The 21564-nt window shown below is 66.2% G+C and carries 23 protein-coding genes; 11 read left to right on the top strand and 12 right to left on the bottom strand.

Features of this window, described 5'->3' with window-relative positions:
* Together BZL41_RS27905 and BZL41_RS08745 are read right to left on the bottom strand one after the other, a co-directional pair.
* Positions 1 to 1111 (bottom strand): DUF6531 domain-containing protein (locus BZL41_RS27905; RefSeq protein ID WP_143518050.1); only part of this gene is annotated, 1111 nt, incomplete at its 3' end.
* Between the two features lie 95 nt (positions 1112 to 1206).
* Complete coding sequence (locus BZL41_RS08745; RefSeq protein ID WP_095598933.1) at positions 1207 to 2295, bottom strand: aminopeptidase; 1089 nt, start codon at positions 2293 to 2295, stop codon at positions 1207 to 1209.
* A 111-nt stretch (positions 2296 to 2406) separates the two neighbouring features.
* Here BZL41_RS08745 and BZL41_RS08750 point away from each other — a divergent pair, with 111 nt between their 5' ends.
* The 4 genes from BZL41_RS08750 to BZL41_RS08765 all read left to right on the top strand — a co-directional run bounded on the left by BZL41_RS08750 (position 2407) and on the right by BZL41_RS08765 (position 5855).
* On the top strand, positions 2407 to 2832 hold the full coding sequence (locus BZL41_RS08750) for a hypothetical protein (RefSeq protein WP_095598934.1): 426 nt from the start codon (positions 2407 to 2409) through the stop codon (positions 2830 to 2832).
* Positions 2833 to 2876: 44 nt separating this feature from the next.
* A complete protein-coding gene (locus tag BZL41_RS08755) occupies positions 2877 to 3296 on the top strand; it encodes a hypothetical protein (RefSeq protein ID WP_095598935.1) in 420 nt (139 codons plus the stop codon).
* Positions 3297 to 3425: 129 nt separating this feature from the next.
* Entirely contained in the window at positions 3426 to 4787 is a 1362-nt protein-coding gene (locus tag BZL41_RS08760) for a sodium:proton antiporter (RefSeq protein ID WP_095598936.1), read from the top strand.
* Positions 4788 to 4859: 72 nt separating this feature from the next.
* Positions 4860 to 5855, top strand: a complete 996-nt coding sequence (locus BZL41_RS08765) for an LLM class flavin-dependent oxidoreductase (protein WP_095598937.1) — start codon at positions 4860 to 4862, stop codon at positions 5853 to 5855.
* 168 nt (positions 5856 to 6023) lie between these two features.
* Here BZL41_RS08765 and BZL41_RS08770 read toward each other — a convergent pair whose 3' ends face one another.
* From BZL41_RS08770 to BZL41_RS08800, 7 genes are all read right to left on the bottom strand, one after another.
* The gene (locus BZL41_RS08770) at positions 6024 to 6248 is read right to left on the bottom strand and encodes a DUF1161 domain-containing protein (RefSeq protein ID WP_095598938.1); all 225 of its coding nucleotides are present in this window, start codon (positions 6246 to 6248) and stop codon (positions 6024 to 6026) included.
* Positions 6249 to 6369: 121 nt separating this feature from the next.
* On the bottom strand, positions 6370 to 6585 hold the full coding sequence (locus BZL41_RS08775) for a dodecin (RefSeq protein WP_095598939.1): 216 nt from the start codon (positions 6583 to 6585) through the stop codon (positions 6370 to 6372).
* Positions 6586 to 6639: 54 nt separating this feature from the next.
* Positions 6640 to 6855 (bottom strand): KTSC domain-containing protein, encoded by a 216-nt coding sequence (locus BZL41_RS08780; protein ID WP_095598940.1) that lies wholly within the window; start codon positions 6853 to 6855, stop codon positions 6640 to 6642.
* A 4-nt stretch (positions 6856 to 6859) separates the two neighbouring features.
* A complete protein-coding gene (locus tag BZL41_RS08785) occupies positions 6860 to 8644 on the bottom strand; it encodes an ABC transporter ATP-binding protein (RefSeq protein ID WP_095598971.1) in 1785 nt (594 codons plus the stop codon).
* A gap of 5 nt (positions 8645 to 8649) precedes the next feature.
* Positions 8650 to 9804: a beta-glucosidase gene (locus BZL41_RS08790; protein WP_095598941.1), complete on the bottom strand. Its 1155-nt coding sequence runs from the start codon at positions 9802 to 9804 to the stop codon at positions 8650 to 8652.
* A gap of 28 nt (positions 9805 to 9832) precedes the next feature.
* Complete coding sequence (glf, locus tag BZL41_RS08795; protein ID WP_095598942.1) at positions 9833 to 11017, bottom strand: UDP-galactopyranose mutase; 1185 nt, start codon at positions 11015 to 11017, stop codon at positions 9833 to 9835.
* Entirely contained in the window at positions 11002 to 12198 is a 1197-nt protein-coding gene (locus BZL41_RS08800) for a glycosyltransferase family 1 protein (protein ID WP_095598943.1), read from the bottom strand. The genes glf and BZL41_RS08800 overlap by 16 nt, the downstream gene beginning before the upstream one ends.
* A 403-nt stretch (positions 12199 to 12601) precedes the next feature.
* On the opposite strand from BZL41_RS08800, the gene galE reads away from it, so the two are divergent.
* Positions 12602 to 13657, top strand: coding sequence for a UDP-glucose 4-epimerase GalE (gene galE, locus BZL41_RS08805; protein WP_095598944.1), 1056 nt, complete (start codon positions 12602 to 12604; stop codon positions 13655 to 13657).
* Between the two features lie 51 nt (positions 13658 to 13708).
* Here galE and BZL41_RS08810 read toward each other — a convergent pair whose 3' ends face one another.
* The gene (locus tag BZL41_RS08810; protein WP_095598945.1) at positions 13709 to 14605 is read right to left on the bottom strand and encodes a LysR family transcriptional regulator; all 897 of its coding nucleotides are present in this window, start codon (positions 14603 to 14605) and stop codon (positions 13709 to 13711) included.
* A gap of 68 nt (positions 14606 to 14673) precedes the next feature.
* The gene (locus BZL41_RS08815) at positions 14674 to 15174 is read right to left on the bottom strand and encodes a DUF3060 domain-containing protein (protein WP_174706148.1); all 501 of its coding nucleotides are present in this window, start codon (positions 15172 to 15174) and stop codon (positions 14674 to 14676) included.
* 249 nt (positions 15175 to 15423) lie between these two features.
* Here BZL41_RS08815 and trpB point away from each other — a divergent pair, with 249 nt between their 5' ends.
* The 5 genes from trpB to BZL41_RS08840 all read left to right on the top strand — a co-directional run bounded on the left by trpB (position 15424) and on the right by BZL41_RS08840 (position 19074).
* Positions 15424 to 16638 (top strand): tryptophan synthase subunit beta, encoded by a 1215-nt coding sequence (gene trpB, locus BZL41_RS08820; protein ID WP_095598946.1) that lies wholly within the window; start codon positions 15424 to 15426, stop codon positions 16636 to 16638.
* Complete coding sequence (gene trpA, locus BZL41_RS08825) at positions 16635 to 17441, top strand: tryptophan synthase subunit alpha (protein ID WP_095598947.1); 807 nt, start codon at positions 16635 to 16637, stop codon at positions 17439 to 17441. The genes trpB and trpA overlap by 4 nt, the downstream gene beginning before the upstream one ends.
* Positions 17442 to 17559: 118 nt before the next feature.
* Positions 17560 to 17943 (top strand): VOC family protein, encoded by a 384-nt coding sequence (locus tag BZL41_RS08830; RefSeq protein ID WP_095598948.1) that lies wholly within the window; start codon positions 17560 to 17562, stop codon positions 17941 to 17943.
* 121 nt (positions 17944 to 18064) lie between these two features.
* Entirely contained in the window at positions 18065 to 18385 is a 321-nt protein-coding gene (locus BZL41_RS08835) for a YqjD family protein (protein ID WP_095598949.1), read from the top strand.
* Positions 18386 to 18402: 17 nt separating this feature from the next.
* Positions 18403 to 19074, top strand: coding sequence for an NAD(P)-dependent oxidoreductase (locus BZL41_RS08840; RefSeq protein ID WP_095598950.1), 672 nt, complete (start codon positions 18403 to 18405; stop codon positions 19072 to 19074).
* Here BZL41_RS08840 and BZL41_RS08845 read toward each other — a convergent pair.
* Positions 18993 to 19925 (bottom strand): LysR family transcriptional regulator, encoded by a 933-nt coding sequence (locus tag BZL41_RS08845; protein WP_095598951.1) that lies wholly within the window; start codon positions 19923 to 19925, stop codon positions 18993 to 18995. The genes BZL41_RS08840 and BZL41_RS08845 overlap by 82 nt on opposite strands.
* A 113-nt stretch (positions 19926 to 20038) precedes the next feature.
* Between BZL41_RS08845 and betC the strand changes: the two genes are divergently transcribed.
* A complete protein-coding gene (gene betC, locus BZL41_RS08850; RefSeq protein WP_095598952.1) occupies positions 20039 to 21547 on the top strand; it encodes a choline-sulfatase in 1509 nt (502 codons plus the stop codon).
* The last annotated feature ends 17 nt before the right edge of the window (positions 21548 to 21564 follow it).

The following is a 21564-nucleotide window of genomic DNA, read 5'->3' on the forward strand; positions in this document are numbered from 1 at the left end:
CGGCACCGTTGGCGTGTTCGCTGGAGATCGCGCGGCCCTGGTCGTCGTAGGTCCAGGTGGCGTAGCGGATGCCGCGTTCGTCGGTGATGCCGGTGAGGAAGCGTGGATAACGGCTGTCTCCGTAGTGGTAGAGACGCTGCTCCGTCACACCCGACCGTGTTCTCGTCACGCCGGTCAAACGAGCCAAGGTGTCGTACTGGTAGCTCCCTGTCAGGCCAGGGGCTTCGATGGATAAAGGCTGGTAGCGGTCGTCCTGGGTAAAAACGAAACTGTTGCCATAGTCATCCTGAACCGTGACGGTACTGCTCGAATGGGTCAGCCGATGAGCCTGCCCTTCTCGATTGCTATGCCGGGTCAGGCGGCCCTGGCCATCGAACTCGAATTGCTCTTGATCGGTAGTGGTGTATAGCCACCCGGTGCCGTTCTGAACCAAACGGCCCAACTCCGGAGGCTGAGCGGTTGTCGTCGTCCCGCTGAGTGAAAACAGCGCTTCGTGACCATCGGCCCGTATCAGCTTGATCGTCCCGGAGGCGATGTTCAGGCGAGTCGAGTAATTGTGGCGCCAGTAACCATCCAGGCTGTTGTATTGGCGCGAGAAAACCAAGGGAAACGTTCCCGAGCCTCGATAGTCCTGCTCATCCTGAAACTTGTTGCCCACCGCTGCATTGACCGGGTTGCCCTGGCCATTGCCAGGTGCACCGCAGCTGGGTGTTTCGTTCGGACTTCCCTTGTTTTTCCCAAGATCGAGTTCAGGGGAATAGAGAACCGTCATGGTGTCGGAAGCGCTGCACGAGCCGGCACTCCCCGAAACGGAGAAGAAATTCAGCCCGGGCCGGAGCGTCACCGGCACGCCTCGAGACTGCAGAAAGGACACCGCTGCCGTGAAAGAGCCGGAGTATGTGAAGAACGAAGAGCCGTTGAGTGTGGCCGTTACCGTCCCGGAATCGCCCTGATTGGCATCCGCGCCGCCCTGGCCGTAGACGGTGATACTTGCGCCCCTGACGGTGGCGCCATCACCCGGAGACGTGAACCGCAACGTGCAGGCTGCCTGGGTACCCTGGTGGATTCCGAGGGCCAGCATGCCCACGGATAAAGAACGAATCAGACGCATCGCTTCCCTTCTCCCTGCGAGAACAAAATCCTGGAAGCGGTATGTCTACCACGGGCATTTGGACAAGAAAGCGACCGGCCGCACAAGGAGCGTTATCAAAGTGCCTGACTGGTCTGCTTCTCCGCCAATGCTTGAAGCCGCTCTTCCCGCTCTTCCGCCGACAACCTCCCCAACCGCTCCACCGCCCCGTAGAACTTCTTCCAATCCTTTCCCTCCCGTTCGAACAATGCGGCGAAGGCGGGGACCCAGCGGTCGTAGAGGCCGAAGGGGAGGAGTTTGGCGTTGTTGAGGGGGCTTTCGATCCAAGCGTCGTAGCGGTGGTCGCCGTGCCATTCGCTGTCGCGCAGGTGGCGGTAGTCCTGGCGCAGGCGTTCGAAGGCGACAGCCTTGCGTTGGCGTTTCTCGGCGTCCGACAGGTCGCTGGCGTAGAGCCGTTGCAGTTCTTCGCGGGTGGAGAGGACGAGGGCGGTGAATTGTTCGCGCTGGCGCAGGGCCGTCGGGTCGACCGGAGGCAGGCCGCGATGGGCGCGCCATTGGCGCAGGCCCTCGCGCTCGACGAAGCTGGCGAAGGATTCGTTGAAGGCGGTGTCGTCGCGCACGTAGAACCTCTGGTGCGCCAGTTCGTGGAAGATCGTCGCGGCGAGGCGGTCGTCGTCCCAGTGCAGCATGGAGTTGAGGATGGGGTCGTCGAACCAGCCGAGGGTGGAGTAGGCCGGGATGCCAGCGACGTAGGTCTCCCAGCCGTCCTGCTGCAACAGGGCCGCCGCACCACGGGCCGCGCCCTGGCGGTAGTAGCCGCGGTAGGCGACGCAGCCGGCGACGGGGAAGCAGTGGGTCAGCGGCTCCAGAGACAGCTCCGGCGTAGCGAAGACGTTCCACACCACGTAGGGCCGGCCGATGTCGGCATAGAGGCGGTAGCTGTCGTTGTCCGGCAGGCCCAATTCGGCGCTGGCAAAGGCACGGGCCTGGAGCGCCAAGGCCAGGCGCTGGCGCAGACGGGTATCGCGGCTTTCATCGCTCACCACCCCGGTGATCGGCTCGCGGCGGCTCAGCAGATCCAGCTGGCCCTCCAGCAACTGGCCGTAATAGGCGACGCTGGAACAACCGTTCAGCCAGACGACGAGCAGCAAGGGAACCCAGGGCCGGGCGAAACGGTCGAGAGAGGGGGCTGAAAGGCGCGGCATTTGCGGTCCTTGAGTCCAAACAGGTGTTTGCCATGCTCGGGCAGCGCAAGCCTGAGCGCTCCGTGTGGCGAATGTCCATACCTGATTCTCACTGCCTCTGCGGAGTTCAGCATGCGTGGTTTTTCTGCCTCCTTCATTTTCATCGGCCTGCTCGCGCTCTCCGGCTGCGGCCTGTTGATGCCGCGCCCCGATCCCAACCAGGCCTGGGTCGATCTCGATCCCGCCCACGACAGCCGGCTGCACGCCGCCGAAGTGGACGAGCGACCCTGGGACGACCGCCGTTATTTCCAGGTGCCGCCCGGTGCCCACGAGCTGGGCATGCGCTACCAGTTCGAGGTCAGCGGCGACGATATCGGCCTGGACAGCCAGCCGCACCAGCGCGATTGCCGCCTGCGGTTGCGCTACGACAGTTTCGGCGCCGGCCAGCGCTATCGCCTGCAGGCCGGCCAGGTGGGCTTCCGCGCCTGGGTGAAGCTCTACGATCAGGACGACCGCCTGCTGGCGCGGGGGCAGGAGATGCGTTGTGGCGGAGTCTGAGCGCGCTATGCTGGGAGGGTCTCCACCACCGCCTCGAGACCGCCATGCGCCTGCTGCCCGCCCTGTTCCTACTCACCCTCCTGACCGCCTGCGCCAGCCCGCTGCCGCGCCATGACCCGCAACAGGCCTGGATCGACCTCTACACCACCGCCGACAACCTGCTGATGGCCCAGCGCCTGGACGACAAGCGCTGGGGCGATGGCCGCTATTTCCAGGTCAGCCCCGGCGCCCATGAGCTGGAAGTCAACCTGCGCTTCGAGGTGGCCGGAGGGGGCGCTTTGTCGAATGTCAGCGAGCCCGTGCAGATGACCTGCGAACTGCGAATCCGCTACGACAATTTCGTTGCCGGGAAACGCTATCGCCTGGAAGCGCGCCCCATGATCATGAAGGCCCAGGCCTGGCTGTACGACGACCAACGCAATGTGCTGGCCCGGGGCAAGGTGTTGCGCTGCGGGACGTTCTGATCGCCACTGAACCTACGCGAACGCCTCCACTCGAATGAACAGGACCGTCGCTTGCGACGGTCCTGCGCTTGCACGTGACGATTACCGCGCGTGCAAGCGCTGCTTTCCGCTCGCTTCCAAGGCAGGCGCATGAATTTCCTCGAATGGATGACGGTACTGGGCACGCTGTTGCTCATCCTCGCCCTGGCGTCCGCATACCTGCGCTGGCTGCCGGTCACCACCTCGGTGATCTACCTCGGCTTCGGCCTGCTGATCAGCCAGATGGGCGTCGGCTTCTGGCAGGTGGACTTCTTCGCCGTGACGCCCTGGCTGGAGCACCTCACCGAAGTCGCCGTGCTGGTCTCGCTGTTCTTCAGCGGGCTCAAGCTGCGCCTGCGCTTCCGCGATCCGGCGTGGGTCGGCGCCGCCCTGCTGACCGGCCCGGTGATGCTGGTCAGCATCCTCGGCGTGTGCCTGTGCTGCCGCTACCTGTTCGGACTCGACTGGGGCATTTCGCTGCTGATCGGTGCGCTGCTGGCGCCCACCGATCCGGTGCTGGCCAGCCTGGTGCAGGTGAACCACGCCCGCGACTGCGACCGGGTGCGCTACGGACTGACCGGCGAGGCCGGGCTGAACGACGGCATGGCCTTCCCCTTCGTGGTGCTGGCCTTGCTGGTGATCGAGCATGACCGGCTGACCGCCGACTGGATCGGGCAGTGGGCGCTGCACCGGCTGCTCTGGGCGATTCCGGCGGCCTTGCTGCTGGGCTTCTTCCTCGGCCGGGTGGTGGGCCGGCTGGCGATCTACCTGCGTGCCCGGCATGCGGATACCGCCATGTCGCCGAACGATTTCCTCGCCCTGGCGCTGATCGCCCTGTCCTACGCCGGTGCCGAGATGATCGGTGCCTGGGGTTTCCTTTCCACCTTCGCCGCCGGCGTTGGCCTGCGGCGCGCCGAGGTGGACTCCTCCGGCCGCTCGCCGGTGCCGGCCGAGGAGCTGACCCTGCAATCGGTGCCGCGCGCGTCCGGCGAAGCCGCGTCCATCGACGGCCAGCGCATCGCCGAGCCGAAGATCGCCGCCGGGGTGCTGATCGGCGACATCCTGACCTTCGGCAATCTGCTGGAGCGCAGCCTGGAGGTTCTGTTGGTCACCCTGCTCGGCGTGCTGCTGCCAGCCCACTGGGACAGCCGCGCACTGCTGCTCGGCCTCGCCCTGTTCTGTGTCATTCGCCCGCTGGGGGTGCGTCTGCTGATGCCCGCCTCGGTGGTGAGCGCCGAGCAACGCCGGCTGATCGGCTGGTTCGGCATCCGCGGCATCGGTAGTCTGTATTACCTCGCCTACGCACTGACCCACGGCCTGCACGACCCGGCCACCACCGCAGTGGTCGGCCTGACCTTGTCGGTGGTGGCGCTGAGCATCCTGGTCCATGGGCTGAGCACCCAGCCGTTGCTGGAACGTTACGAACGGCGAAACGGGCCTTCGTTGCCGGAATGCGCCAAGCCGCGCGAATGAGGTGGACGACGGGTTGCCCTTGTGTTTGCCCATCGCCGCCCGCACATCCCTGACTCATGCAAGGGGAAACCCATGAGCCGACTGTCCGATATCCCGATTTCCATCCTCGACCTGGCGCCGGTGCGCGACGACGGCGATGCCGCCCAGGCCCTGCACAACTCGCTGGCCCTGGCCCGGCACGTGGAGCAGCTCGGCTTCACCCGTTTCTGGGTCGCCGAGCACCACAACATGGAGGGCATCGCCAGCTCCGCCACGGCCGTGCTGATCGGCTACCTGGCGGCCGGTACCTCGCGCATCCGTCTCGGTGCCGGCGGGGTGATGCTGCCCAACCATTCGCCCTTGGTGGTTGCCGAGCAGTTCGGCACCCTGGCGGCGCTCTATCCGGGGCGTATCGACCTGGGCCTCGGCCGCGCGCCCGGCGCCGATCAGTACACCGCCCACGCCCTGCGCCGCGACCGGCTCGGCACGGCCGATGACTTCCCGAAGGATGTCGAGGAGTTGCAGCACTTGCTCGGTCCGCGCCAGCCCGGCCAGCGGGTGATCGCCATGCCCGGCGTGGATAGCCAAGTACCGATCTGGCTGCTCGGCTCCAGCCTGTTCAGTGCCCAATTGGCGGCAGCCAAGGGCCTGCCCTATGCCTTCGCCTCGCATTTCGCGCCACGCTACATGCACGAGGCGATCCGCCTGTACCGGGAGAACTTCCAGCCTTCGTCGGTGCTCGACAAACCTTACGTGATGCTCGGTGTGCCACTGATCGCCGCCCCCACCGACGAAGAGGCCGAATACCTGGCGACCACCGCGTTCCAGCGGGTGCTGGCGCTGCTGCGCGGGGAAAGTCTGGTGCTGCGCCCGCCGGTGCGGAGCATGCAGGGCCTGTGGCTGCCCCACGAGCAGGATGCGGTGGGCAGTTTCCTCGGCATGGCGGTGATCGGCGGGCCGGAGAAGGTGCGGGCGCGGCTGGACATCCTGCTGGAACAGACCCGGGCGGATGAGCTGATCTTTACCTGCGATCTGTACGAGCAGGAGCATCGGCGGCGCAGTTTCGAGATTCTGGCGGGGTTGAGGTGAAGGGTCATTGAAGGGCAGGGTGGGGTGTTTGACCGTAGGCTGAGTTGGGGTCTGATCGACCGCCTCCTCATCCTGGCAGCGAAACCCGAGTCAACCCCAGACGACGACTGAACGAAGCGGCGAGAGCGAACCCATTCGCGAACGAATTCGCTCCCACCGCCCGTAGCCTCACCCACGCTGGTAGACGATTTCCTTGGTACCGCCTTCGCAACTGCCGACCACCTGTTTGTCGGTCGCGCTGCCTTTATCCACGACCTCCAGACTGTAGGCGCTGACACCCTTGGCTTGGAGTTTCGCGTCGATTTCCGCCTTCAGTTCGTCGCATGGCTTACCGGCAGCCAGCACCGTACCGGCCAGGCTGGACAGAGCCAACACCCCCATCAGTTTTTTCATCGATAACGCTCCTTCGCTCCATGAACACGACGGCCCTTACAGGACCGCGCCAGCAAAACGCCACAAGGCGCTTAAGCACAGACAGAGCCGGCTCCGGTTGGTTCTGCCGTGGGTGGATGTTTCAACTGTCGGCGATGCGGAACCCCACCTTGAGGGTCACCTGGAAATGCGCCACCGCGCCGTTGCGAATGTGTCCGCGGGTCTCGGTCACTTCGAACCATTCGAGAAGCTGCAGGCTCTTCGAGGCTTCGGCCAGGGCGTTGTTGATGGCGTCTTCGATGCTGGTGGCGGACGACCCCACCAGTTCGATCTTCTTGTAGGTGTGATGGTCGGACATGGCCGTCTCCTCATGGGCTGGATACACGGGACCGGCGGCGCCGGATCCTGGTTTTCACTGTAGACGCCGGTAGGGGAAGCCGCTGGCCTTGAAGACCTGGTTGAAGTAGGTCCCGAGGGAGTCGGCGGCGAGCAGCTCGCGGACGATCTCCCCCGGCACGCCCTCGTACTGGTAGAGGCTGCCGTTGCTGAACTCCACCTCCAGCACGCGCCGCTCGGGGTCGTAGCCGACCGAGCGCAGGCTGGAAGAACTGACCCGGGCGCGCTGCATGGCCTCACTCCGGCCCGGCATCCCGACGGAAGCCTTCCACCTGCATCCGCCACAGGGTCGCGTACAGACCGCCCTGCTCCAGCAGGCGGCCCGGCGGACCGTCTTCGATGACACGACCGTCGTGCAGCACCAGGATGCGGTCGAAGTTGGCCACCGTGGACAAGCGATGCGCCACCGCCAGCACCGTGCGGCCCCGCACCAGCCCGGCCAGGGCGACCTGGATCTCGGCCTCGGAATGGGTGTCCAGCGCCGAGGTGGCCTCGTCGAGGATCAGGATCGGCGCGTCCTTGAGGAAGGCCCGGGCGATGCCGAGGCGTTGCCGCTGGCCGCCGGAAAGCATCACCCCGCGCTCGCCCACCAGGGTGTCGTAGCCCTCCGGCAGGTCGCGGATGAAGCTGTCGCAGAAGGCCATCCGCGCGGCCTCTTCCACCTCCGCGTCGCTGGCATCCGGACGGCCGTAGCGGATGTTTTCGCGGATGCTGCGGTTGAACAGCGCGGTCTCCTGCGGCACCACCGCGATCATGGCGCGCAGGCTGTCCTGACTGACCGCGCGGATGTCGTGGCCGTCGATGAGGATGCGCCCGCCGCCGACATCGTCGAGGCGCTGGATCAAGTGCACCAGGGTCGATTTGCCGGCGCCGGACGGACCGACGATCCCCACCTTCTGCCCGGCCGGGATGTGCAGGTCGAGGCCACGGAACACCTCGCGGCCGTCCGGGTAGCTGAAGCGCACGTCGATCAGGTCGAGGGTACCGTCGGCAGCCTCCAGCGGCCGGTCGGGGTCGTCCAGCGCGTGGGGCTGGACGATCACCCGCAGGGTGTCGGCGATGGCGCCGAGTTGCTGGGTCGCGTCCACCAGGGCCAAGGCCAGGTCGCGCGAGCCGTGGAGGATGCGGAAGGTGAGGGCACTGACCAGCACCACGTCTCCGGGCGTCACCTGTCCGGCGCGCCAGAGAACGATGGCCCAGAGCAGCATGCCGCCAGCCATCACCGCCAGGCAGAGGTCGTGAATCACCCGCGCCTTCTCCAGGTACATCCAGCTGCGCCGGTGGGCGCGGGCCTCGATGCCGATCTCCTGGGCCAGTCGCTCGCTCTCGCGGTCGCGGGCGGAGAACGCCTTGATGGTCCAGACGTTGGACACCGCGTCCACCAGTTCGCCGCCGACGTGCGCCGCCTGAGCCGCATAGCGCTGGTGCCGGGAGCGGCCGCGGATGCCGAAACCGGTGATCAGCAGCGCCACCAGCAGCACGAAGCCGATCAGCGCCACCGCCATGCGCCAATCGACGGTGAACAGCACCACCACGGCGCCGAGGAAGTCCACCACCGGCGGGGTGATCTTCCAGGCCAGGCCACCGTAGATCGACCCCGCCGCCGCGCCGGTGGCGGTGATGCGGTTACCCAGGGCGCCGGCGAAATGCTCGTTGAAGTAGCGCATCGGGTGGCCGGTCAGGTACTTGAACAGGTCGATGCGTAGGTCTACGCAGCTCGCCACCACGGTCCGGCAGCCGAGCCAGCCACCCGTCCGCCAGAGCGCATTTTCCAGCACGATCAGGCCGAGGAACAGCGCCAGCGGCGTCCACACATCAGCGCTGCGGCGCTCGCCGCCGGACGCCATGGCATCCACCAGCAGCTTCATGCCGTACTGCACCGCCACCGCGCTGGCGGCGGCACCGACGATCACCGCGGCAAGCACGCCGAAATGCCAGGGGCGCAGACGAACGTAGCGCCAGAGGAACGGGATCGGGCGGCTCGGCAGCGCCTGCTCGCGCCGGCCGAGCGGGCGGGCCATGATGTTCACGGCAACGCCGAGGCCAGCCGGCCCCGTTCTTCGCGCAGCCTCTCCAGGCGCGCTTGTTGACGATGCAGCTCCTGCCCCAGCTCCGCACAGACCGGCCGTGTGCCGTCCGCATCGGGATAGCCGAGCAGGCCCGTCGGACAGTGGCGTTCGTTGGTCCAGCCGGGGTAGTCGAGCACCGGATACAGGCAGATACCCTCCACCGGCACGCCACGCTCCAGGGCCGCCATCACCTGCTCGGCGACGTAGCGCAGCCAGGGGCCGCGCGCCTCGCCCTCGGCGCCGGTCTCGGCCACCAGCAGCGGCCGCCGATAGCGCTGGTAGACCTCGGCGAGGATGCCCTGGAACGGGCGGTAGGCCGGATGCCCGGGGGGGATGGTCGCGCCACCGTGGAACCACTGGTTGTCCGAGTAGAAGTTCATGCCGAGGATGTCGAGGTACTCCGGGCGCCCGCCGAGTCCCGGCCAGGCGCGCCCGGTGAGCAGGTCCCAGGCTTCGTACTGGGCCTGGCGATAGGCCTCGGCGGCTGCCTGGTCGTCGGGACGATCGCTGGCAGGCGCCACATGGATCACCGGGTCGATCTGGACGAAGCGCGCCTTCGGCACCTCGGCGCGGATCGCCTCGATGGCGGCGATGCTGGCGCGCACCAATTGGTGCTTGAGTTCCTGCCCACGACCCTGGGCCATGGGATTGAAGTGCGCCTGATCGCCACCGGCCCAGGCCCAGTAGGACATCTCGTTGACTGGCGCATAGAAGGGCACCTCGATGCCCTCGTCGCGCACCAGCCGCGCCACGGCACCGGCGAAGCGGGCGAAGCGCTCGACGAAGGCCGGCTGCCAGATGTCGAGGTCGTCCGGCCAGCCGTAGTGGCAGAGATCCCAGATCACCTGTACCCGCTGCTCGCGGGCGGCACACAGCATGGGCAGCAGGCTCGACCAGTCATAGCGTCCGGGGGCCGTCTCGATCAGATGCCAGCGCACCCCGTCTCGCACGCTGCGCAGACCGTGGCGGCGCAGGGCGGCGTAGTCCGCCGGTGCATGGCGGTCGTGGCCGGTGGCGGCGATCAGGTCGAGCCGGCGACCGTCATGGCGCCGGTGGGTCGAGCATTCGAAGCCGCCCATGAAGAAGCTGTCGAACACGGAGGGTAGGTACATCGTCTCTCCTGCCTGTTTCGCGATTCCGTCAGGTGGCCTGCCGGGCCAAGGGCTCTTCCAACTCGGCGTCGGCCTCGGAGCCGCGCTCCGCTTCCTCGATGCGCTTGTACAGCGCCAGCGCCTGGCCGACCACCTGGTCCATGTTGTAGTAACGATAGGTGCCCAGCCGGCCGAGGAAGGTCACCCCCGGCGTGGCGTCGGCGAGAGCCTGGTAGCGCTTGTACAGCTCGACATTCTCGGGACGCGGGATCGGGTAGTAGGGATCGCCCTCGGCGGACGGGTATTCGTAGGTCAGGCTGGTCTTGTGATGCCGCTGGCCGGTGAGGTGCTTGTACTCGGTGATGCGGGTGTAAGGCACATCCTCGGCGGGGTAGTTGACCACCGCTACCGGCTGGAAGCGCTCCCGGTCGACGGTCTCGTGCTGGAACCGCAGCGAGCGGTAGGGCAGCTTGCCGTAGCAATAGCCGAAGTATTCGTCGATAGGCCCGCAGTACACCAGATGGTCGTACTGCACCTCGTCGCGGATTTCCTTGAAATCGGTGTTGACCATCACCTTGATATTCGGGTGGTCGAGCATTTTTTCGAACATCCGCGTATAGCCGTCCAGCGGCATCATCTGGAAGCTGTCGCCGAAATAGCGGTCGTCGGCGTTGGTGCGGGTCGGCACCCGCGAGGTCACCGACTTGTCCAGTTGCGAGGGGTCCAGGCCCCACTGCTTGCGGGTGTAGCCTCGGAAGAATTTCTCGTACAGCTCGCGGCCAATCTGGTTGATCACCACATCCTCGGAGGTACGGATATCCGCTACCGGCTCGGCTCGGCTGGCGAGGAAACGCTCCGCCCCCGCCTCGTCGAGTTCGAGGCCGTAGAGGCGGTTGAGGGTGGTGAGGTTGATCGGGATCGGCACCTGCTGGCCGTCCACCTCGGCCAGTACCCGGTGCTCGTAGGGGCGCCACTCAGTGAAGCGCGAGAGATATTCGACGATGCGCGGGGCATTGGTGTGGAAGATGTGCGGCCCGTAGCGGTGCACCAGGATGCCGTCGTCGTTGTAGTGGTCGTAGGCGTTGCCGCCGATGTGCGGACGGCGGTCGACCAGCAGGACCCGCTTGCCCAGCCCGGCCGCCAGCCGCTCGGCGAGCACGCTGCCGGCGAAACCCGCGCCGACGATCAGGTAGTCGAAGCCCTTGCGGCCGGCCGCGTTCAGTTCATCGCGCATTCGATTTTCTCCTTCATCTGGGCCCAGGTGGTGTCCCAGGACATGTCGGCCAGCACCGCGTCGGCGGTGCGCAGCAGGCGGTCGCGGTCGGCGGCGTCACGCAGGGCGGCTTCGCAGGCGTCGACGAATTCGTCGGCGCTCCCGGCGATGCGTACCACGCCGCTGTCGCCGTAGGTGCGCACCACGTCGGTGATCGGCGTGGACACCACCGGACAACCGCCGGCGAGGTATTCGGGGGTCTTGGTCGGGCTGATGAAGCGGGTCGACTCGTTCAGCGCGAAGGGCATCAGCGCCACCTCCCAGCCGGCCAGGTACTGCGGCAGCTCGTCGTAGACCTTGCCGCCGAGGAAGTGCACGTTGGGTCGCTGCGGCAGGCTGGCCGGGTCGATCTTCACCACCGGGCCGATCATCACGAACTGCCAGTCCGGGCGCCGTTCGGCGATGGCGGCAAGCAGCTCGATGTCGAAGCGCTCGTCGATCACCCCGTAGAAACCCAGGCGCGGATGGCCGATCGGCGCCTGGTCGGTCGGGTCCGGCTGCGGATCGCGGGCCGCACCGAAATGGGCAATATCGACGCTGCTGGGAAAGGGATGGGCGTTGGCGTGCAGCTCGCGCTTGGCCTCGTACAGGCTGTAGCCGCCGGTGAACACCAGGTCGGCCCGGGCCAGCAGCTCGCGCTCGCGGGTCACCAGCTCCGGCGGCGCTCCGCGGAAGGCGGACAGTTCGTCCATGCAGTCGTAGACCACCGCGTCCGCCTTCAGGTGCTCAGTGAAGGCCAGGCTCATCGGCGTGTAGTACCAGAGGATCAACCGCCCCCGGCCGCGTTCGGCAAGGAAGCTATCGAGCAGTTCGCGCTGCGCCTGCTCCGCCTCCCGCCCCGCCCAGCCATGCGGCAGACGCGGCACCAGCACCTCGACGCCGCCTTCCTCGCGGCGGGTTTCCAGCCAGGGCCGGGGCTCGTCGCTGGCGATGGGTTCTTCGAAGAAGAACACCGGATAGTCACGGGCGAAACGCGCCATCAGGTGCTGCGGCCGCTGGTAGACGAAGCTCCAGCGCAGGTGCGACAGGCACAGCAGGATCGGTGCGTCGGGTGCGTACTGAACGTCCGGCGCCGGCGCTGCACCGGCATTCGACGTGCGGGATTTACCGAGGTCGTATTGGAAAGGCCCCGCCCAGCTCATGGTTCTTCCTCGTAGTACGAGCGGCACGCAAGGCTTCCCTGCCGCCCTCGTGGGCAGCGTCCACGGATGATTGAACGACGTGGCGGCCGGGTCGGGAGTCCATCCGGGAATCGGGTCGGACCCAACCGCCTCTTAGTGGATGGCGGAAACGGCCCTGGGTTCCTTCCGGTCATCCGAAGCCGCAACGACCTCTGCGTGACGAATCCATCGGAACTCAAACGGCCCTTGGCCCGTCGGAATCCCTGTAGCTGATCGAGCCCTGGCACTCATGCCACACCCTGTCGCGCCTGCCGCCTCGGGGTTGGGGGCGGCTTGCGCCGACACCGGTCGGCTCAAGTCCGGGACGGACCGCAGCGATCGGGCATGACGAACGACCGACTGCTCGAAAAGGGGGGTAGCAGCGATGATTTTGGTAACCGGGGGTGCGGGTTACATCGGTTCGCATACCGTGCTGGAACTGCTCGAAGCCGGCCACCGGGTCGTGGTGCTGGATAACCTGTGCAACAGCTCGCGGCTGGCGCTGGAGCGCGTGGAGCAGCTGACCGGGAAACGGGTCGAGTTCGTCCTCGGCGACATTCTCGACCGCGACTTGGTGGAGCGCGTCTTCCGCGACTATCCGATCGAGGCCGTGATGCACTTCGCCGGGCTGAAGGCGGTGGGTGAAAGCGTCCGCGAGCCGCTGCACTACTACGAAACCAATGTCGGCGGCAGCATCGCCCTGTGTCAGGCGATGCGCAACGCGGGGGTCTACAAGCTGGTTTTCAGCTCCTCGGCGACCGTCTACGGCGAATCGGTGAGCATGCCGATCCGCGAGGACTGCCCCACCGGCATCCCCACCAACCCCTATGGCCAATCCAAGTTGATGGCGGAGAACGTCCTCAAGGGCCTGGCCAACTCCGACCCGTGCTGGTCCATCGGCCTGCTGCGCTACTTCAACCCCATCGGCGCCCACCCGTCCGGACGGATCGGCGAAGACCCCAACGGCATCCCGAACAACCTGCTGCCCTATATGCTGCAAGTGGCGGTGGGGCGCCTGAAGCGCCTCAGCATCTACGGCAACGACTACCCCACCGCAGACGGCACCGGCGTGCGCGACTACATCCACGTGGTGGACCTGGCCAAGGGGCATCTCAAGGCCCTGGAACGGCTCGACCGCCAGCAGGGTGTCTCGGTCTGGAACCTCGGTACCGGCCAGGGCTACTCGGTACTGCAAATGGTGCGCGCCTTCGAAGAGGCGACCGGCCGGCCGCTACCGCACCGCTTCGTCGCCCGCCGGCCGGGAGACATCGCCCAGTGCTGGGCCGATCCCGGCAAGGCCCTGCGCGAACTGGGCTGGCGCGCCGAACGCGACCTGCACGCCATGCTCAGCGACGCCTGGCGCTGGCAGACGCAAAATCAGGACGGTTACCGCGAACCGGCCCGCAAGCCGGAGAAAGTCAAGGTTTCGCTGGCCAGCTAAGGCGGCTTTGGCAGCCAGGGCGCATCTTGCGCCCTTTTTTTACTCCGCCGATCAGCTTCCGGAGCGGGCCAATTGAGCCCGCAACCACTCCGCCAACCGCTCGGCGCGGGGATCGTTGTGCCGGGCCGGCACCCACAATGCCAGCCGCGCCGGGGTTTCGACGAAGCCCCAGGGGGCGATCAGCCGGCCGGCGGCGAGGTCGTCCGCCACCAATTGCTGGGGGGCGATGGCCACGCCGAGGCCCGCCACCGCCGCTTCCAGCAGGTAGTACAGATGCTCGAACCCCTGTCCGTAGCGCAACGCCGCAGATGGCAAGCCGCTGGCGGCGGCCCAGTTCGGCCAGGCCTGCGGGCGCGAGGCAGTGTGCAGCAGGGCTTCGCTCAGCAACGCGTCCGGCGCCGCGCCGCTCAGTTCGGCCGATCGGGCATAGCGGGGGCTGAGCACCGGGCCGATGCATTCGGCCGCCAGTTCGAAGACCTGCATGTCCGCCGGCCAGGGCTTTTCGGCAAACAGCAGGGTGGCGTCCACGCCGGGGCGGCGCGGGTCGAGGTCGCCTTCGCTGGACGAGAGCTGCAAATGCAGCTCCGGCAAGGCGCGGTTGAGCCGGTCCAGGCGCGGAATGAACCAGCGCGCCAGCAGGCTGCCCGGACAGCCGAGGACAAAGGGGGCGTCGGCCTGGTGCCGTTTCAACTCGGCGCAAGCACCGCGCAACCGCTCGAATGCATCGGACGCGACATCACGCAGGCGCACGCCGGCACTGGTGAGTTTCACCCCACGGCCATCCTTGTCGAACAGACTGACCCCTAGTTGTTCTTCCAGCGCACGAATCTGTCGGCTTATGGCCCCGTGGGTAACGTGCAACTCCGCGCCGGCGCGGCTGATGCTTTGCAGGCGGGCGGCGGCCTCGAAGGCGCGCAGGGCATTCAGCGGAGGTAGGTCTCGACTCATATGCTGGGAGTTTTCCTGACAGGTCAGGGCACTCTATTCGCTTTCCCAGCAAGCCGCCACCAGCGGCACTAGTGCCGCTCGATCCGGTGATCGATACCGCTGGTGGAGATTTTTGGCTCGTCTCCGCGCCAGTCGAGTTGCTGGCCAGTACCACTGATATCCACCTGCGCGGGGCCCTCGAAGCCGAGGGTCAGAATATTCTCCGCGCCATATACCATGACTTGCGCTGGCCGCTCGGCCTCACCACGCAGAGTGGCCTTCACCCGATGCCCGGTGCTGCTCACATCCAGTTGGTTAATCCGTCCGGCTTGTACCTGGTTTCCTACGCCGGTGATCTCCACACGGCTGGCGTCGCCAAGTTCGATAATGTGCTCCGAGCCATGCACTAAGACCTGGCCGCAGCCGCCACTTAGGCGAAACCGGTTGCCGTTGCCGCTGATGCTCACGTCCTGGCCGTTACAGGGCACATCGCGGGATACGCCAATACCATCCAACTCCGTCGTTTGTGCCTGGGCCGCTCCCACCATTACAGCAAGTACCATTCCCGCCATCTTCATTCCGTGCTTCATGACGTTTCTCCGTTGCCGGCTCGATGCCGTGTGTCTGCGACCCTCCGGCATGAACCGAAGTTCTGCGCATAGTGTTAAATCAATCACTTTCTGAGCTTCATTGCGGGCGAAAGAAGGAACACTGACCCGTGATATTTTCTGACATGTCGTCGCGGTCTAATCGCTTTTTCCACAAACTCGTACAGGTAGAATGACCCCATCGCTAACACCCGCCCTTTCCGCTGGAAGGGACAACGCAGGAGCGCTGCCATGACCTCATACCGCACCGGCCCCGACGCCACCGGCCTGTTCGGCCAGTTCGGCGGGCAGTACGTCGCCGAGACCCTGATGCCGCTGATCCACGACCTAGCTGCCGAATACGAGAAGGCCAAGACCGATCCGGCGTTCCTCGCGGAACTCGCCTATTTCCAGCGCGACTACGTCGGCCGGCCGAGCCCGCTGTACTTCGCCGAACGCCTCACCGAGCACTGCGGCGGCGCGAAGATCTACCTCAAGCGCGAAGAGCTGAACCACACCGGCGCACACAAGATCAACAACTGCATCGGCCAGATCCTCCTGGCCCGGCGCATGGGCAAGAAGCGCATCATCGCCGAGACCGGCGCCGGCATGCACGGCGTGGCCACCGCCACCGTGGCCGCGCGCTTCGGCCTGCAGTGCGTGATCTACATGGGCACCACCGACATCGACCGCCAGCAGGCCAACGTCTTCCGCATGAAGCTGCTGGGCGCCGAAGTGATTCCGGTCACCGCCGGCACCGGCACCCTCAAGGATGCGATGAACGAAGCCCTGCGCGACTGGGTGACCAACGTCGAGACCACCTTCTACCTGATCGGTACCGTCGCCGGCCCGCACCCGTACCCGGCCATGGTCCGCGACTTCCAGGCAGTGATCGGCAAGGAGACCCGCGAGCAGTTGATGGAGAAGGAAGGGCGCCTGCCCGACAGCCTGGTCGCCTGTATCGGCGGCGGCTCCAACGCCATGGGCCTGTTCCACCCGTTCCTCGACGATGCCGGTGTGAAGATCGTCGGCGTCGAAGCTGCCGGCCACGGCATCGAGACCGGCAAGCACGCGGCCAGCCTGAACGGCGGTGTGCCCGGCGTGCTGCACGGCAACCGTACCTTCCTGCTGCAGGACGAAGACGGCCAGATCATCGACGCCCACTCGATCTCCGCCGGCCTCGACTACCCCGGCATCGGCCCGGAACACGCCTGGCTGCACGACATCGGCCGCGTCGAGTACACCTCGATCACCGACCACGAGGCCCTGGCCGCCTTCCACCAATGCTGCCGCCTGGAGGGCATCATCCCCGCGCTGGAGTCGTCCCACGCCCTGGCCGAAGCCTTCAAGCGCGCGCCGACGCTGCCCAAGGACCACCTGATGGTGATCAACCTGTCCGGCCGCGGCGACAAGGACATGCAGACCGTCATGCACCACATGCAGGAACAGAAGGAGTCCGTCGTATGAGCCGCCTGCAGACGCGCTTCGCCGAACTGAAAGAACAGAACCGCGCCGCGCTGGTGACTTTCGTCACTGCTGGCGATCCCGGCTACGACGCCTCCCTGGCGATCCTCAAGGGCCTGCCGAAAGCCGGTGCCGACGTGATCGAACTGGGCATGCCGTTCACCGACCCGATGGCCGATGGCCCGTCGATCCAGCTCGCCAACATCCGCGCCCTGGCGGCCAAGCAGGACCTGGTCAAGACGCTGCGGATGGTCCGCGAGTTCCGCCAGGACGACCAGAGCACCCCGCTGGTACTGATGGGCTACTTCAACCCGATCCACAAGTACGGCGTGCCGCGCTTCATCGCCGACGCCAAGGAAGCGGGCGTGGACGGCCTGATCGTGGTCGACCTGCCGCCAGAGCATAACGTCGACCTCTGCGACCCGGCCCAGGCCGCCGGGCTGGACTTCATCCGCCTGACCACCCCGACCACCGACGACAAGCGCCTGCCCAAGGTGCTGAACGGCAGCTCCGGCTTCGTCTATTACGTCTCGGTGGCCGGCGTCACCGGCGCCAATGCGGCGACCCTGGAGCATGTCGAGCAGGCCGTCGCCCGCCTGCGCCGGCATACCGAGCTGCCGGTGTGCATCGGCTTCGGCATCCGCACCCCGGAGCATGCGGCGAGCGTCGCCCGTCTGGCCGACGGCGTGGTGGTGGGCTCTGCCCTGGTGGACCGCATCGCCAAGGCGGAAACGCCCGGGCAAGCCGTCGAGGACGTCCTCGGCCTGTGCCGCGAACTGGCCGAAGGCGTGCGCGGCGCCCGCTGATCGCTTGCCGGACGGACCGCTGTCTCCGCAGGGGGCAGCGGTTTTTTCATGCCTGGCAGAAAATGCGAAACCTTCGCCTGCCGCTCCGGTCCATCCGGTTCCATGCCCGGAGGTCGCCATGCCGCTTAAAAAGCTCCATCACGTCGCCCTGATCTGCTCGGACTATCCGCGCTCGAAACATTTCTACACCCAGGTGCTGGGGCTGGACGTGATCGCCGAGACCTACCGCGCCGAACGCGACTCCTGGAAGCTCGACCTGCGCCTGGGTGACAGCCAGCTCGAGCTGTTCTCCTTCCCCGGCGCACCGCCCCGGCCGTCCTACCCGGAAGCCCGTGGGCTGCGGCACCTGGCGTTCGCAGTGGACGACCTGGATGCGGCGATCGCCGAACTCAACGCCCAGGGCGTGACCACCGAACCGGTGCGTAGCGATACGCTCACCGGCAAGCGCTTCACCTTCTTCGCCGACCCGGACGATTTGCCGCTGGAGCTCTACGAAGCCTGAGAGGCTGTTCAATGTCTGTTGCGCGTCGGCTCTGAAAACCCGTGTTTTACGATGAACGGAGGCACCTCTGGCTGCAGCGGCGGTCAAAAACACCACACTCATCGACACGGGAGACCATGCCATGGGCCTGTTCAATTCACACCAGCCCACCACGGCCGAGCAGATCGAGCGTGAAATCCACAACCTGATGGCCGCCCTCGACGAACTCAAGCAAGGCGCCAGCAAGGAATCGCGGCACACCCTCGACAACCTGCGGGCGCGGGCCGAACACCTCTGGGAATATTCCTCCCCGCGTCTGGAACGCATGTCGCTGCAAACGCGCCGGGCGGGCCAGTTGGCCAACCAGTATGCCCACGAGCATCCCTGGTCCACTGCCGTGCTTGGCCTGGGCTTGATTGTCGGCGCCGCCACCCTGGTCGGCCTGATGCTGTCGCGGCGTTGAGCGGGTAGCCCGACGGCATGAAGAACGCTGAAACCCGTGTGCTCAAACTCGCCCTTTACGGGGCGCATTCGAGCCTGGGCAGCGCGCTGCTGAGCGAGTGGCTCAGCCGGCAACATGAAGCGGTCGCGGTGGTCGGCGATCTCAATGCCATCGACGTGCATCCCGGCCTGCGCGCCAAGCTGGGCGATCTGTACGACCCGCTGAGCGTCAGTGAGAGCGTGGCCGGGATGGATGCCGTGGTGGTCTACCATGCCGCTCCGAATCTGCCCGACGGTGCCGCTGACAGACCGCCGAACAGTGCCGGTTCTCCCCTGGACATGCTGGCAGCGCTGAATGTCGGCATGCCCCGGGTCGGGGTGAAACACCTGCTGCTGATCATCGAGCCCGATCTGATCGGCGACGCCGAGCGCCACCTGCTGCTCAACGGCCCGCTGGACTGGACCCTGGTCACGCCGCCACCAATCACTTGGCGCTTCGACCTCGACGATTTCCGCGACGCCGCGCATGCCGACCCGGACAGCGAGCTGTATCGCCTGCGCCGCTTCGCCGCCGCCCTGGCCGACGAACTGGAATCGCCGCAGCACCTGCGCCAGCGGATCACGATCCGCTATACGGCTCCCGACGACGTTGCATTTTCTTCGGCCAGCTCCGCCTGTAACCAGTCGACGAAGCGCTGGGTCAACCGCTGACGCCGCTTGCGTTCCGGCAGCACTTGGTAATAGCCGTACGACGAGCGTACCCGCTCCTTCAACAGCGGACAGAGCAGGCCTTGTTCCAGCAGGTCGTCGACCAGATGGCGCCAGCCGATGGCCACGCCCTGCCCGGCGAGTGCCGCCTGGATCAGCAGGGTGTAGTTGTCGAAGCGCAGCAAACCCGGAGCGGGTGCCTGGGCGATGCCGAGGGCGCGGAACAGGCCGCTCCAGTCGAACCAGCGGCTACGCGTTTCCGGCTTCAGGTGCAGCAGCGGGAAGTCGGTCAGCGCAGAGGGCGCCAGAGGCAATCGACGCCCTTGCAGCAGACGCGGGCTGGCGATGGGACACACCTCTTCGATGAACAATAACTGCGCCTCGCCATGTTTGAAGCGCCCGTCGCCGAACGCCACGGCGACATCGATGTCGGAACGCAACAGGTTGAGCCCGCGGTCGCTGGTCACCAGGCTGACGTCGATCTCCGGGTGGAGCTGGTGGAAGCGCGGCAAGCGCGGCATCAGCCAGTAGGCGGCGAAGGCGAAGTCGGTGGCCACCTGCAACACCTCGTGCTGCGGCCGGGCCGTGACCGCCTCGATACCTTCCTCGATGGCCGCCAGCCCGGCCTGCACATGCTCCAGCAGGACGCGGCCGGCTTCGGTGAGTTCGATCCCCCGGTAGACCCGGTCGAACAGCCGCGCGCCGAGCTGCCTTTCCAGCCGCTTGATCTGCTGGCTCACCGCCGGCTGGGTGGTGCCCAGCTCCAGGGCGGCTGCGGTGAAACTCAACTGGCGGCCAGCGGATTCGAACACCCTGAGCAGGTCGAGCGGCATCGCGGAAGCGGGCTCTTGCATAAGCTGTGCTTATCCTAGTCATCCATTCGTGTGTGGTTTACCCGTGCCGGCCAAGAGGCCAATCATGGCCATCAGCACTATCGCATAACCACAATGAATGAGTAATCCAGGCAATGAAGCGCCCCAACATTCTCTTCATCATGGCCGACCAGATGGCCGCGCCGATCCTGCCGATCCACGACCCGGCCTCGCCGATCAAGATGCCGAACCTCGGCCGGCTCGCTGCCGAGGGCGTGGTCTTCGATGCTGCCTACTGCAACAGCCCGTTGTGTGCGCCCTCGCGCTTCAGCTTGGTGAGCGGCCAGTTACCGTCGAAGATCGGTGCCTACGACAATGCTGCCGACTTCCCGGCCGACGTGCCTACCTATGCCCATTACCTGCGTCGCCTCGGCTACCGCACTGCGTTGTCCGGCAAGATGCACTTCTGCGGCCCGGACCAGTTGCACGGCTACGAGAAACGCCTGACCAGCGACATCTACCCGGCCGATTACGGCTGGGCGGTGAACTGGGACGAGCCGGAGGTACGGCCGAGTTGGTACCACAACATGTCGTCGGTGCTGCAGGCCGGCCCCTGTGTGCGCACTAACCAGTTGGATTTCGATGAAGAAGTAGTGTTCAAGGCACAACAGTATCTCTACGACCACGTGCGCGGCGACGACACCCGGCCGTTCTGCCTGACGGTGTCGATGACCCATCCCCACGACCCCTACACCATCCCGGCCGAATACTGGAATCGCTACCAGGACGACGACATCCCCCTGCCGCGCCAGACGATTCCCCAGGCCGAGCAGGACCCGCACTCGCAGCGCCTGCTCAAGGTCATCGATCTCTGGGACAAGCCGCTGCCGCCGGAAAAAATCCGCGACGCCCGCCGCGCTTACTTCGGTGCCTGCAGCTATATCGACGACAACATCGGCAAGCTGCTCGGCACCCTGGAAGCCTGCGGTCTGGCCGATGACACCTTGATCGTGTTCTCCGGCGACCATGGCGACATGCTGGGCGAGCGGGGGCTCTGGTACAAAATGCACTGGTTCGAGATGGCCGCGCGGGTGCCGCTGCTGGTCCATGCACCGCGCCGCTTCAAAGCCCATCGGGTGGGCGCGGCGGTATCGACCATCGACTTGCTGCCGACCCTGGTCGAACTGGCCGGCGGCAGCCTGGAATCTCACCTGCCGCTGGATGGACGCTCGCTGCTGCCGCACCTGGCGGGCGAGGGCGGCCACGACGAAGTGTTCGGCGAGTACATGGCCGAAGGCACCACCAGCCCGCTGATGATGATCCGCCGCGGACGCTACAAGTACATGCACTCGGAGCAGGACGCTCCGTTGCTCTTCGACATACTCGAAGACCCGCAGGAGTGCCGCAACCTGGCGCTCGATCCGGCCTATCGCGCATTGCTCGACGACTTCATCGGCGAGGCCCGCACCCGCTGGGACATCCCGGCGATCCATGCGGCGACCCTGGCCAGCCAGCGCCGCCGTCGCTTCGTCGCCGCCGCGCTGGAGCAGGGCACGCGCACCAGTTGGGACCACCAGCCCTGGGTCGACGCCAGCCAGCAGTACATGCGCAATCACATCGATCTGGACGATCTGGAGCGCCGGGCGCGCTATCCCAGGCCGTAGAAAAACAAAACGGGCGC

The sequence above is a fragment of the Pseudomonas sp. PIC25 genome (assembly GCF_002286785.1).
Classification (GTDB): domain Bacteria; phylum Pseudomonadota; class Gammaproteobacteria; order Pseudomonadales; family Pseudomonadaceae; genus Pseudomonas_M.